Origin of the sequence: Sphingobacterium lumbrici, assembly GCF_006476045.1 — a bacterium.
In the GTDB taxonomy this organism is placed as follows: domain Bacteria; phylum Bacteroidota; class Bacteroidia; order Sphingobacteriales; family Sphingobacteriaceae; genus Sphingobacterium; species Sphingobacterium lumbrici.
This window is the reverse complement of record NZ_SRZY01000027.1, coordinates 170,995-184,120: the sequence shown is the minus strand read 5'-3', so window position 1 is coordinate 184,120 and position 13,126 is coordinate 170,995. Positions and strand designations below refer to the sequence as shown.

The window sequence follows — 13,126 nt, the reverse complement described above, 5'->3', positions numbered from 1 at the left end:
AATGGCAAGACCTAATTTCATTATCGCAATAGATGGCTACTCGAGCTGCGGCAAGAGTACGGTGGCTAAGGCTTTGGCGCAAAAGCTGCATTTTGTATTTGTAGACAGCGGTGCTATGTACCGTGCGGTTACACTCTATTTTCTTAGATATGAGGTGGATATCGATGATACAGCAGCAGTTGTACAGGCATTAACCGATATTCATATCGATTTTATTCCGAATACAGTGCAAACACAGATTTTACTCAATGGCGAAGATATTTCGGAAGAAATTCGCCAAATGGCTGTTTCTGAGCAAGTGAGTGAGGTAAGTGCCATTAAAGAGGTTCGCCATGCTATGGTGGCCCAACAGCAGAAATTGGGGTGTCGTCGCAATATCGTAATGGACGGTCGTGATATCGGAACCACTGTTTTTCCGGATGCTGATCTAAAAATATTCATGACGGCACGTCCGAGTGTAAGGGCCGAAAGAAGATATGCTGAATTAACGGCTAAAGGGGAAAATGTGACGATGGAAGAAATTCAAGAAAATCTTAGTCATAGAGATCATATAGATAGTACACGGGAAGAGAGCCCATTAAGACAGGCAGCCGATGCCTTTATATTAGACAACTCCGATCTAACGCAAGATCAACAATTAGAAATTGTATTGAACGAATATTATAAAAGAAAAGAAGCTTAATTTTAAGCTTCTTTTCTTTTATAATACACCAAAATGTTTCAATGCATTCCAAATACCGTCACTATCTACATCATCGGTAATGTAATCGGCAATTTCTTTTACTTCCGGATTGGCATTGCCCATTGCTACACCCAATGTAACATGCTGCAGCATCGTAATGTCATTTCCTCCGTCTCCAAATGCCATCGTTTCCTGAATATCAACACCAAAGTGATTACAGAAAATATCAATCCCTACTTTTTTGCTTTGCCCTTTTGGATTGACATCGGCAAATAGGGGTGTCCATCGCGAGGCAAGCGAATTAGGCATGACCTTTTCCATGAATGCCTGCTCGTCTTCCGGTCCCAGAAATATATTCGTCTGCAATACGCTATTCAAATCCACGTTTTCCATATCTACCAATGGTGGAACAGGTAAATTGAGATGAGCATACATGCCCGCAATCTCCGGCGTCACATCGTGTATGGTAATGTGTTTTTCGGACATAAACGAAAAACTCAATGGGTTTGTCTTGGCGTAATCCAAAACGGATTGAATATCAGTCGAATCAATTGCTTGACAAAATAGGATATGTCCTTCCTTCGTCACACAATAACCTCCGTTGAAAGTAATATATCCGTCAAAATTCAGATATTTTACATGATCGATGCTATTAATCGACCGACCCGTCGAAAGTATAGTCTTTATTCCTTTAGCCTGTAATTGTTCTATTGCTTCTTCTGTAGACGCTGCAACTTCATGGGTTTTAAAACTTAATAAAGTGCCGTCAATATCAAAAAAAACAGCTTTTATATTCGGATTTCGCATAATAGCAAAGGTAAATTCTTAATTCCATAAATCGTATCTTTGAAAAAAAATAATATGGCCACATATCAAGATTTTATAACACATATTCAGTACAGTATTCAAGCAAGCAATTTCATTAAGTTGTCGCTGGGTGATTACAAAGGTGGGGAACCGGATCTGAAAAACATATATGTCAGGCCGGTGTTAATAAAACGTGTGTTCAAATTATCGTTTACGTATCGCTACAAAACAAGGGATATTACGAAAAACTTTATGGTGGAGGAGGCGATCGAACAAATTCAAACGCTGTTACAGGAGGATGGGTTTCGTGTGGCTACTTTATTTACGGCGAAAGAGAATACGATCTGTCAATGGAATAAGAAGAGAGAATGGATGCTTAAATCGGAACAGCCAACCGCTTCTAAGCTAGGTAGTCTTTCACATGACCATCAAAAAGAACGTAAGATTGGTTCGACTTCAAAAAAGTACCTGGCGGAATTGCGTTTGACGGATTCGGAGGGCAAGGTATTTAAAAACGCACAGGATAAATGGCGGCAGATTAATCATTATATCGAATTGCTGAGCTCCATGTTGAAGGAATTGCCTGCTGACAAGGAGTTGAGTGTGGTCGATATGGGCGCCGGAAAAGGATACCTCACCTTCGCACTTTATGATTACCTAAATAATGAACTGAATAAACCTGCTTCTGTTGTAGGAGTAGAATATAGGGCGGATTTAGTCTCGCTTTGTAATGATATTGCAGACAGATCTAATTTCAATACCTTATCCTTTGTACAGGGGACAATTGAAGATTATAATCCGACACAGGAATTAAACGTGTTAATTGCATTGCACGCTTGTGATACGGCTACGGATGACGCTATATTTAAAGGAATAACAAATGAAGCCGATCTGATCGTCGTAGCTCCGTGTTGCCATAAACAGGTAAGGAGGCAACTTGAAAAAGTGAAAGCAACAAACGACCTGGATTTCATGACGCAATATGGTATATTCCTTGAACGTCATGCAGAGATGTTGACGGATGGCATTCGCGCATTAATTTTAGAATATTATGGCTACCAAACCAAAGTGCTACAGTTTATAACGGATGCGCATACACCCAAAAATGTGATGATAGTAGGAGTTAAGAAAACCCCAAATTTAAAAAGACAACAGGAAATCTTAGCGAAACTTCAGACGACTAACGCATATTTTGGAATAGAATACCATTACCTGGAACAGTTATGCGGACTTACTTCCTGATGTGCTAATCATTCATAGGATACTTTACTTATTTAAATAGAGTTAGCGTACCTGATTTTCCATCGTCGGGTTTGTTTGGTATCGTCAATTCAGTTCCTATGGCTGCGTTGAGTTTTTTTATAAAATGAGCGGCTAAGAGTGGGGATTCGAGCTCCACATTTTGGTGGATGAAAAAATACAGATGCTGTAAACCCGCGTCTTTCCACGCTTTGATTACTTCAACCCATTCCTCCAAGCGGGTGTAATCGGAAGGGTGATTGGCTCCGACATAGCGCACGAAAGCCGTAGATGTGGTCAAGCGCATGTGCATCATATCGCGTCTTCCTGCAGTATCGACTATGATATTCGTCGTTTTGGTATCTTCTAATAATTTATAAAACTTTTTCGCAACTTCCTGATTCGAAAACCATTCTTCATTGCGCACTTCGACGGCCAAAGGATAACCTGATGGAAAGTTGGTCAGAAAATGCTCCAAACGATCAAAATCTTTCGGTTTGTAGTTATCGATCAATTGAAGAAAGACCATGCCAAGCTTTTCGTCAAATAATACGGTTGAATCTACAAAAGCCTTTACTTTCTCTTCGGTATTCAATAATCGGCTGAAGTGGCTTATCGATTGTGGTATCTTTGGAAAGAATTTGAAATCTTTAGGGGTCTTTTCCTTCCAGGTCTCCACCTGTTGTTTGGAAGGTGAATTGTAAAAGGTTGCGTTTAACTCAATGGCATTAAACTGCGTAGAATAATACACCAGTTCGTCTTTTGTACCACGGGGATAAAATCCTTTCAAATCCGCTTTATTCCATTTTGCGCAGCCTACGTACACATCTAGAGGTCTCTTGTATTCGTTATCACGGAGTAAATCTAACGTCTCTTTTGGTGTCTTTGGAATCGTAAAATCAATAGTTGAAGGATCTGCTACTTGTCCGAATTTCATATTTATATTATTATTCGTCGATTATTTATTTTTTCATTGAACTCATGCTACTTCGTGGTCACTTGTGCTCGTTTGGCCTTTGCTACATGAATATTTCATCAGATTATTTTGTTCTATGAAGCATAAAAATAGGTGTTTGATTTCGAATTTAAATTATTTAAAGTTATAATTAATGTTATTTTTGATCTTATAACGAATCTTTATGAAATTTTATCAGCTTATTCTTATTCTCTTTAGTACTCAGGTCTGTATGGCGCAGCTAGTGGACAGCGTGGAAAAGGAAATAAAATTATCAGCAAGCTCTAGCCGCTTGGTGGAGTTACAAGATCAACAAGACCAGGACTCTTTAAGACGGATACAACTGGAAAACAAATTACTTTCTGCTGAACTGAAAGATACGAAAGAGAAGCAAGAGTTGCTTGCGGAACTCCATTTTTTAAGAAGCCGAGACTCCCTCTCATTGATTGAGCGCAAACGAAAAATAGATTCGATGCGCATCTTGAATCCCGGTGTGCCTGTGGTACCATTTAAGGGTACTATTTTTACGATGTATCAGGGTATCGGTGGATTCTCTGTCAATGAGCGTGTCAATGCGATACAGACGCGGATAAAAGTATTGGCAAATTTATATTCATTTCAGCTCGATTCAATCCGGGTGGTAGAAGATGGCGAGGTATGGTATGTGAAAGGAGGAAGTGATTTAATTGTAAGCGTAAATGCAGAAGACGCACTGTGGATGAATACTACGCCTGCTGCATTAATCAATCTATATTCGAAAAAGATCAAGGACAGTATCGCGCAATATCGTGACGATACAAGCCTGACAAAACTGATGAAAGGTATCGGTCTTGCCATACTGGTATTGCTGGTCGTATCATTGATTGTATACGGAATTAATAAAATGGCTGGTTATGCAAAAAGAGTAGTACTTAGGCATCGAGAGAATAAATTGACCGGAATCACGATAAGGGGGTATGAGCTTGTATCGGCCAAAAGACAGATTCGGTTTATATGGTCGATTTTCAACATGTTGAAAGGGTTAGTCATCGTAACGGTTATTTACCTCACTTTACCGATTGTTTTTAATCTTTTCCCCGCTACCGAGGGGTATGCTCCTGTATTATTGAGCTATATTTTAGATCCGATCAAAAAAATAAGCTTAGCTATTATTCATTATTTTCCAAATTTTATTACGATAGCTATTATTGTTATCATCTTCCGCTATATTTTTCGAATCCTCAAATATTTCGCAAATGAATTACATCGTGAAGCGCTTACTGTTCCCGGATTTTACGCAGATTGGGCATTGCCTACCTATCAGATTTTACGTGTGCTGCTAATAGCCTTTATGCTGATCGTAATCTTTCCGTACCTTCCGGGATCGAAATCGCCTATCTTTCAGGGTGTCTCTGTCTTTATTGGAATCTTATTCACATTTGGATCTGCGGGTGCATTGGGCAATGTTGTAGCGGGGCTCGTAATTACCTATATGCGGCCATTTAGTATAGGAGATCGCGTGAAAATTGGTGATGTACAAGGCGATATCATTGAAAAAACATTATTGGTGACCCGCATTCGCACGGCAAAAAATGAAATTATATCTGTGCCTAATTCGCAGATCATGAATTCGCATACCATCAACTATAGTACTGATGCACCAGTAAACGGCCTGATCGTGCATACCACCTTAACGATGGGGTATGACATACCTTGGCAGACTGTACATAAATTGGCTATTGAAGCTGCTTTGGAGGTGGAGTATATAGAGGCAAATCCTATACCATTTGTATTACAGACTAGTTTAGACGATTACTATGTATCCTATCAGATTAACGCTTATACCAAGCAACCGAATAAGCAAGCGGTGATCTATTCAGAATTGCATAAAAATTTATTGGACAAGTTTCATGGAGCCGGAATAGAGATAATGTCACCGCATTTCAGGATTATCCGCAAGAGTGAAGATATCATATTGCCTCCGGATGGGGGAGCTAAGCAGACGGAGGAATAGTTGCCTGAACGTGTATCCATTGAGATACGCGTTTCAGGCCTAATACTATTATTTATTCTTATTCAGGAAGACAAATTGCCCATCAAACGTATCCAATTGAATGACAGAATCGTTTGTCACTTTTCCGGAGAGGATCTCTTTCGACAATTCGTTCAAGATCCGTTTCTGAATAACACGCTTCAACGGACGTGCCCCATATATGGGATCATATCCTAGTTGTGCTAACCAATCCAATGCTTCATCCGTAGCGGACAAGAATATATTTTGTTCGGCTAGTTGATGCTGTACACGACTAAATTGCATTCGAACGATATCTCCAATCTCATTGCGGCTCAATGGAGTAAACATGATGACTTCATCGATACGGTTCAAAAATTCAGGACGAATTGACTTCTGTAAGAGATCGAATACTTCGTCTTTCGTTTTTGCAATTACATTATCCCTGTTTTCATCCGTTAAATGGCTGAAGTTTTCCTGAATAAGATGAGAACCGGTATTGGAGGTCATAATGATAATGATGTTTTTAAAGTTGACTACACGACCTTTGTTATCCGTTAGATGTCCGTCATCAAGCACCTGTAGCAAAATATTGAAAACATCGGGATGTGCCTTCTCGATCTCGTCTAGCAGAACAACGGAATAGGGGCGACGGCGAACAGCTTCTGTTAACTGGCCGCCTTCATCATAGCCTACATATCCCGGAGGCGCTCCAATTAAACGTGATACTGCGTGACGCTCTTGATATTCCGACATGTCGATACGGACCAGAGCCTGCTCGTCATCGAACAAAAATTCAGCTAGTGCTTTCGCCAATTCAGTTTTACCAACTCCCGTAGTCCCGAGGAATATAAATGAGCCTATGGGACGTTTGGCATCACTCAGTCCGGCACGTGAGCGGCGGATAGCATCTGAAATGGCTTCAATCGCTTCATCCTGTCCTGCTACACGTTTGTGTAATTCTTCCTCCAACGTCAATAACTTTTGACGTTCGGATTGAACCATTTTATTCATTGGAATACCTGTCCAACGTGATACAATATCTGCGATATCTTCTGATGTTACTTCTTCTTTAAGCATGCGGCTACCTTGTTGTTTTTCGGCCAATTCAGCTTTTAGCTTTTCGGTGGCATCTTGTGCTTCCTTGATTTTACCGTAACGTAATTCAGCTACTTTGCCATAGTCTCCGGCACGCTCGGCCTGTTCGGCCTCCAATTTGTAATCTTCGATGTTTTGCATCTCCTGATTTACGCGATCGACCAAGTTTTTTTCTGACTGCCAGGCGGATTTTAACGAATCTCGCTCGTTAGAAAGGTTGGCAATAGTCTCGGACAGTTCAGCCACTTTCTTGTTGTCGTTTTCGCGTTTAATTGCTTCACGCTCAATCTCCAATTGCATAATGCGACGCTCCAGTTCGTCGACAGCTTCGGGCACCGAATCCATTTCAAGTCGCAACTTGGAAGCAGCTTCATCGATCAAATCGATCGCTTTGTCCGGCAGGAAACGATCGGTAATATAGCGTTGTGACAGTTCGACCGCAGCGATAATAGATTCATCCAGGATCCGTACCTTGTGGTGTGTTTCATAACGTTCTTTTAGACCACGCAGGATGGAAATTGCATCTTGTGTATCCGGTTCCTCCACCATCACTTTTTGAAAGCGGCGTTCTAGTGCCTTGTCTTTTTCAAAATATTTTTGGTATTCGTTTAATGTGGTAGCACCTATGGCACGCAGTTCGCCTCTTGCTAGAGCAGGCTTTAATATATTTGCCGCATCCATTGCCCCCTCACCGCCGCCGGCACCGACTAACGTATGGATTTCGTCAATAAAAAGAATAATTTCGCCATCGCTCTCCGTCACCTCTTTTACAACGGCTTTTAATCGTTCTTCAAATTCACCTTTATATTTTGCACCAGCGATTAAAGCTCCCATATCCAAAGAGTACACGGTCTTTGTTTTTAAATTCTCGGGAGCGTCACCCTTAATAATACGGTGCGCTATACCTTCTGCAATAGCGGTCTTTCCCACTCCCGGTTCGCCAACTAAAATAGGGTTGTTTTTGGTGCGCCGCGATAATATCTGCATCACGCGACGGATTTCTTCATCACGTCCGATCACCGGATCTAATTTTCCGGATTCGGCATATTCATTCAGGTTTCTTGCGTATTTGCCTAATGCGTTATAAGTTGCTTCGGCATTCTGATCTGTAACCCGAGAACTACCGCGTAGCTCTTTGATTGCCAATTTGAGATCTTTTTCATTCACTCCCTGATCCTTCAATAAACTGGATACTTTGTCGTTAGCGGACAAAAGTCCAAGTAGAATGTGTTCAATGGAAACGAATTCGTCATTGAATTCTTTTAAATAACTTTGTGCTTTTTGCAATACTGCCGCGGAGCTATTGCTGATATATATATTGGTTCCACTTACTTTCGGTAGGGCCTCGATTTGTTTAGTTACTTCCGCAGTTACGTAGGAAAGATTTACGTTTAACTTTTTTAGTAAATGGTTGATAACATGCTCATCCACGGTCAGCAATGCTTTCAATAGATGCGCAGGTTCAACGGATTGCTGTTGATTGCCCGTAGCTATCTCAGACGCTTTTTGAATCGCTTCTTGAGCTTTGATGGTATAATTATTGAAATTCATAGGTTATTTCTGCTCCTTTCTGACTTGTATTGATGAGTTAACAAATAGAATGCCGCTGTGTTTTTGTGGTTAACTTCCTGAAATTTTGTCTGTTAAATATAAAAAAAAAGCGACAAAATTTCTTGATTTTTTTGATAGCACATGAAATAATTTCATTGATTTTCAAAAAGTTGATAAAAAAGGACAAATTAAATCGAAAATAATATTGATTTTTTAATGTACGCTTGCGATATTTGCATCGCAATACTTAATTAAGTATGCCTCCTTAGCTCAGCTGGTAGAGCAACTGACTTGTAATCAGTAGGTCATTGGTTCGATCCCGATAGGAGGCTCTAACGTAGAAAAGCTCAACAGATGTTGAGCTTTTCTACGTTTTAATAACAGGGGCATTACTAACGAAGAAAGATGTTATCATAATCTTTAGGACGAGTAAAACTTTAAAACAACGTAAGCTGTATCGGTGTTTCATTCAGACTCCGGTGTCCGGCGCAGTTATATTCGAAAATTTCTTTATTCAAACCATTTTTAGCGCAGTGCAAACGGAAGTTATCGTGGATTACCTCAGCTATTTTACCACTTCCTTTCATACGAAGTCCAAAATTGCTGTTATTTACCTTACCGTCATGACAAGATTCAATGCTGTTCCAGATCTTGTTGGATCGGTCGGGATAGGCATGTGTTAACCAGTCTTTGAACACTTCTCCAATCTGTCCATTTAGCCGTACAATGATATAACTTGCCCATTTGGCACCGCGTACAGCTGTTTCTTTTAAGACTGCCGGTATTTCATGATCTGTTAACCCAGGGATAATAGGTGCAACATTTACACCTGTAGGCACACCTTTTTTGCTCAATTCTTCTACTACGCGAAAACGCTGTAACGCTGTTGCTGTGCGGGGTTCCAAGCGTAATCTGGTATCTTCCGTTAAAGAATTAATAGACAAGAATACCTTAATCAGATTGTGTTTTGCCATTTCCTCCAAAATATCCGCATCCCGCAGAATAAGACTATTCTTTGTGATTATACCGATAGGTTGTTTATAGCGAAGTGCGATTTCTAATATTCGTCGGGTAAGTCGAAATTTTCGTTCTGCAGGCTGATAACAATCTGTATTTCCAGAGAGATGGATGGGAGTGACGTGCCCTCCCTTTTTGCTGATGAATTTTTCAAAGAGCTGTGGTGCATTTTCTTTCACTATAATTTTCCGTTCGAAATCCAAACCCGAACTCAGATCCCAATATTGATGAGAATTGCGCGCATAGCAATAGATACAACCATGCTCACATCCCTGATAGGGGTTAGCAGAGTACATCATGCCGACATCGGGACTGCCTACCTTATGTACTAAAGATTTGGCATTAGACGGAATAAATATAGTCTTATTACTTTCGACTTCCCAATCATCGATAGCTTCTATGTGGTCTACCGTATACTTATCTTTTTTATAAATATTCTGTGGGTTGTATTGTGCACCCCTTCCTTTAATATAATCTTTCTCCTGCATAACAAGATAAAGTTACTAAAAATATTAGTATAAATGGTAGTAGTTGATTTATGTTTTGGATTTTAGGTATTTATACAGTTCTATTTGAGATCTGTAATGTTGTTTTCCATTTTTTACGTAATTATTGCTCAGTACGTTATCTAATATACGTGTTTTGACATTTCCCTGAAGCTGAATTTTAAGCATATCGATTAGTTCTGCTTTAAGTTTTTTATCAGATATACGCACAGCAGCCTCCACGCGATGATCCAAATTGCGGGTCATCCAATCGGCGGACGAAATATAGACATGTTCTTTACCTGCATTGTAAAAGTACATTACGCGTGCATGTTCTAAATATTCATCTACAATACTTATAGCATGGATAGGCTCTTGAAAAGTTTTTTGATTTACTGCGCAATAAATACTGCGCACAATCATTTCAATTTTAACACCTGCTTCTGCGGCATCGTATATTTTTTTAATCAGAATCTTATCACTCAGTGAATTAACCTTGATGATGATATGTGCGTTGCGCCCGGCTTTCGCTTCGACTATTTCCGTATCTAAATAAGAGAGAATTGTGTTACGCATATCGGTAGGGCAAACCAATAAGCCGGTTCCCATTTTTAAAGTTTGCGGCAAATCCAGTTTCGGTCGTTTTAGTGCATTGAAAACTTTATTTATATCGGCCATAATAGCTCTATTGCTTGTCATTAAGCAGTAGTCACCATAGATCTTGGCAGTTTTTTCATTGATGTTCCCTGTACTGACAAAGCCATATTGTATAGTTTTGTTATTTACTCTCTTTTTGATGACACAGAGCTTTGCGTGTATCTTTTTATTTGGAATCCCAATCAAAACACGAATACCTTCCATTTCGAAGCGTTCTTTCCATTCCAGATTATGTTCTTCATCAAATCTTGCACGCAATTCGAGCATCACTGTTACGTCTTTGCCATTGCGTGCGGCATTTACCAAAGCGTTTCCAATTTTCGAATTGCTGGCTAACCGGTAAGCCGTAATTTGGATGGTTTTGACATCCGGATCCATTGCAGCTTCCCGTAGTAAGTCGATCACCGGGCGAAAAGAATGGTATGGAAAGGAGAGAAGAACATTCTTCTTTATAATTACGTCGGTAATACGTTGCTGATTCGTAAACTGGGGATGTGTGAAAGATGTCCTTTCTTTTGGCTGATGGTACTTTTTAAATACGTTGGGAAAATCCATAAAATGTTTGAAATTATGAATTTTTTGTCCGGGTATGATACTGTCTTTCTTGGAAATATTGAGCTTTTTGATAAGAAATTCCAGTAACTTTTCATCCATTTCTTTGTCAAATACAAAACGGGTGGGCTTGCCTTTTCGCCGACTTTTTACAGCTTTTGCTATTTTCTCGGCAAAGTTGGTATTGATATCATTATCTAAATCAAATTCGGCATCCTTTGTAATCTTAAACGCATGAGCCTTGAATTCATCGAATTCGAAGTACGAAAAGATATAAGGAAGGTTGAATTTAATAATATCTTCCAATAATATAACGTGGACTTGGTTTTTGGAAGAGGGTAATATCGTAAAACGTCCTAACTGGCTGGAAGGGATTTCTATGATCGCAAATTTGGTTTCATACTGCCAATCTTTCTTTATCATGGCTACACCTAGATACAAAGATTTGTCTCTGAGATAGGGCATCGGATTCTCATCATTCAAAAGAAGAGGAATGACATTGGATTCTATCTCATCTTGGTAGTATTGATGGATAAATTTTTTCTGTTCTTCGTTCAGATCTTCACTCGTTTTAATGTACACTTGCTGTTTGGCCATTTCTTTTTGTACATCTTCCCAAACATCGTTGAATTTTTTTTGCTGGCTGATCACGATGTCGTGGATTTCATCTAATATCAGCTGAGGTTTTTCAAAGAAAATATCTTTTGCCTCTTTTTCATCTACTGCAAGTGCTCTCTTAAGACCAGCTACCCGTACACGAAAAAATTCATCCAGATTATTGGAAAATATGCCCAAAAATTTTAAACGGGAAGGTAAAGGCACGGTTTCATCTGCCGCTTCCTGTAGTACTCTTCCATTAAAACTCAACCAGCTAATATCTCTAGGTATATATTTTCTTGCCATTATTAAACGAATATATTGGATTCAAATCTATAGTATTGATGTTAGCTTAATGTTAAAATAATATGAATAACACAAAATTAATTTGTCCCTCTTCTTTTTGCGATGTATATGGCTGAATATTTATCTGTATCATAATGTGGGCTTTCCAATGTCAGTACAGTGGGATATGGTTTATTTTTGTCGAAAAAATAAACGGTTGTTATGCTATTGAAGTCATTAGTAGGAAATAAATCAGCACAGGCATCATAATTTGCAACTGAAGGATCGTCCACGGTAATGGCATAAATTCGTATAATTCCGCCTTTATTTTGTTCGTTTCGTACAAAGGCGACCTCTTCGAAATTCCCTGGAATATCTTCTAAAGTCGGTTGGCTGTACGTTTGCCAGATTAGATAGCTCAATAGTAAAATAACAGCTATAGCGACAAGCCATATTCTTTTAGATTTTTTGTTGTTCATTACAGATTTATCGTATCGTCTAAAGTTTTATGTGTATTAAATGTTGTATGTTCTCATTGAGAAATGAACGTGTCAGCGAAATATTAGTTTGTTTCTGCTTGAATTTTTGCTAATTCCCGTTTTGTTTTTCGCACCTTTGCTTCTAGTTGACTTCGGTAAAGTACGTTGATTACCCCTTTTCCTTCTTCAAAATTGGTGTTGAATTCGGGGAGTGAAAAAGTTTCCAATACGATTCCCCCGTCAAAAGGCATTCTGTTTGTCGCGATATCAAGAACACTTTGTCCTCCGCGTTTTCCATTGCTTGCAGCGATTAAAAACATTGGTTTATTGGGAAAAGGTTTTCTTCCTTTGATACGGGATACCCAATCTATGATATTTTTATACGCGACAGCATAATTGCCATTATGCTCGGCGAAGGAAATGAGTATAAAATCTGCCCAATCTATCTTGTTGGCAAAATCTGTTGCTAACTGTGGGATACCATTCTGAACTTCCCGGTCATGAGAATAAAGAGGCATTTCAAAATCATTTAAATCGATTAATTCAATAATATCAGCAGGCTCTTTATAATACTTGCTGATACTGCTTACCAGTCTCTTATTAATGGATTGCGAGCTATTGCTCGCCGCGAATGCTAATATTTTCATTATATAGAATTATTTATACATTATCTTCTAAACTTAAATAAAATGCTTTGCATTCACAAACTGAACATAGCAGTCTCATGTATAC

The 13,126-nt window shown here is 39.2% G+C and carries 10 protein-coding genes and 1 tRNA gene; 4 read left to right on the top strand and 7 right to left on the bottom strand.

Translation table 11 applies throughout. The features are described 5' to 3' along the window. Nucleotide 1: 1 nt before the first annotated feature. Nucleotides 2-682 carry a (d)CMP kinase gene (gene cmk / locus E4F24_RS08590; RefSeq protein WP_140938281.1) on the top strand — a complete coding sequence of 227 codons (681 nt, stop codon included), beginning with the start codon at nucleotides 2-4 and terminating at the stop codon, nucleotides 680-682. An 18-nt stretch (nucleotides 683-700) separates the two neighbouring features. Here cmk and E4F24_RS08585 read toward each other — a convergent pair whose 3' ends face one another. Next, nucleotides 701-1,489, bottom strand: coding sequence for a Cof-type HAD-IIB family hydrolase (locus tag E4F24_RS08585; protein WP_140938280.1), 789 nt, complete (start codon nucleotides 1,487-1,489; stop codon nucleotides 701-703). A 54-nt stretch (nucleotides 1,490-1,543) separates the two neighbouring features. Here E4F24_RS08585 and E4F24_RS08580 point away from each other — a divergent pair, with 54 nt between their 5' ends. Further along, complete coding sequence (locus E4F24_RS08580) at nucleotides 1,544-2,731, top strand: class I SAM-dependent methyltransferase (RefSeq protein WP_140938279.1); 1,188 nt, start codon at nucleotides 1,544-1,546, stop codon at nucleotides 2,729-2,731. A 28-nt stretch (nucleotides 2,732-2,759) separates the two neighbouring features. On the opposite strand, the gene E4F24_RS08575 is transcribed toward E4F24_RS08580, so the two are convergent. Further along, nucleotides 2,760-3,665, bottom strand: a complete 906-nt coding sequence (locus tag E4F24_RS08575) for a DUF72 domain-containing protein (protein ID WP_140938278.1) — start codon at nucleotides 3,663-3,665, stop codon at nucleotides 2,760-2,762. 202 nt (nucleotides 3,666-3,867) lie between these two features. Here E4F24_RS08575 and E4F24_RS08570 point away from each other — a divergent pair, with 202 nt between their 5' ends. Next, a complete protein-coding gene (locus tag E4F24_RS08570; RefSeq protein WP_140938277.1) occupies nucleotides 3,868-5,676 on the top strand; it encodes a mechanosensitive ion channel family protein in 1,809 nt (602 codons plus the stop codon). A 48-nt stretch (nucleotides 5,677-5,724) separates the two neighbouring features. On the opposite strand, the gene clpB is transcribed toward E4F24_RS08570, so the two are convergent. Further along, nucleotides 5,725-8,322: an ATP-dependent chaperone ClpB gene (clpB, locus tag E4F24_RS08565; protein ID WP_140938276.1), complete on the bottom strand. Its 2,598-nt coding sequence runs from the start codon at nucleotides 8,320-8,322 to the stop codon at nucleotides 5,725-5,727. 259 nt (nucleotides 8,323-8,581) lie between these two features. Here clpB and E4F24_RS08560 point away from each other — a divergent pair. Further along, nucleotides 8,582-8,654, top strand: a tRNA-Thr gene (locus E4F24_RS08560). A 105-nt stretch (nucleotides 8,655-8,759) separates the two neighbouring features. Here the strand turns inward: E4F24_RS08560 and E4F24_RS08555 are convergent. The 4 genes from E4F24_RS08555 to E4F24_RS08540 all read right to left on the bottom strand — a co-directional run bounded on the left by E4F24_RS08555 (nucleotide 8,760) and on the right by E4F24_RS08540 (nucleotide 13,041). Beyond that, the gene (locus tag E4F24_RS08555) at nucleotides 8,760-9,827 is read right to left on the bottom strand and encodes a PA0069 family radical SAM protein (protein ID WP_140938275.1); all 1,068 of its coding nucleotides are present in this window, start codon (nucleotides 9,825-9,827) and stop codon (nucleotides 8,760-8,762) included. A 48-nt stretch (nucleotides 9,828-9,875) separates the two neighbouring features. Beyond that, a complete protein-coding gene (gene ppk1, locus E4F24_RS08550) occupies nucleotides 9,876-11,936 on the bottom strand; it encodes a polyphosphate kinase 1 (protein ID WP_140938274.1) in 2,061 nt (686 codons plus the stop codon). Between the two features lie 77 nt (nucleotides 11,937-12,013). Next, nucleotides 12,014-12,394, bottom strand: coding sequence for a hypothetical protein (locus E4F24_RS08545; RefSeq protein WP_140938273.1), 381 nt, complete (start codon nucleotides 12,392-12,394; stop codon nucleotides 12,014-12,016). A gap of 83 nt (nucleotides 12,395-12,477) precedes the next feature. Further along, a complete protein-coding gene (locus tag E4F24_RS08540) occupies nucleotides 12,478-13,041 on the bottom strand; it encodes an NADPH-dependent FMN reductase (RefSeq protein WP_140938272.1) in 564 nt (187 codons plus the stop codon). Nucleotides 13,042-13,126 lie beyond the last annotated feature (85 nt).

Coding starts and splice junctions, on each gene's coding strand:
- cmk (WP_140938281.1), top strand. CDS start 2: ATGGCAAGACCTAATTTCATTATCGCAATAGATGGCTACTCGAGCTGC.
- E4F24_RS08585 (WP_140938280.1), bottom strand. CDS start 1,489: ATGCGAAATCCGAATATAAAAGCTGTTTTTTTTGATATTGACGGCACT.
- E4F24_RS08580 (WP_140938279.1), top strand. CDS start 1,544: ATGGCCACATATCAAGATTTTATAACACATATTCAGTACAGTATTCAA.
- E4F24_RS08575 (WP_140938278.1), bottom strand. CDS start 3,665: ATGAAATTCGGACAAGTAGCAGATCCTTCAACTATTGATTTTACGATT.
- E4F24_RS08570 (WP_140938277.1), top strand. CDS start 3,868: ATGAAATTTTATCAGCTTATTCTTATTCTCTTTAGTACTCAGGTCTGT.
- clpB (WP_140938276.1), bottom strand. CDS start 8,322: ATGAATTTCAATAATTATACCATCAAAGCTCAAGAAGCGATTCAAAAA.
- E4F24_RS08555 (WP_140938275.1), bottom strand. CDS start 9,827: ATGCAGGAGAAAGATTATATTAAAGGAAGGGGTGCACAATACAACCCA.
- ppk1 (WP_140938274.1), bottom strand. CDS start 11,936: ATGGCAAGAAAATATATACCTAGAGATATTAGCTGGTTGAGTTTTAAT.
- E4F24_RS08545 (WP_140938273.1), bottom strand. CDS start 12,394: ATGAACAACAAAAAATCTAAAAGAATATGGCTTGTCGCTATAGCTGTT.
- E4F24_RS08540 (WP_140938272.1), bottom strand. CDS start 13,041: ATGAAAATATTAGCATTCGCGGCGAGCAATAGCTCGCAATCCATTAAT.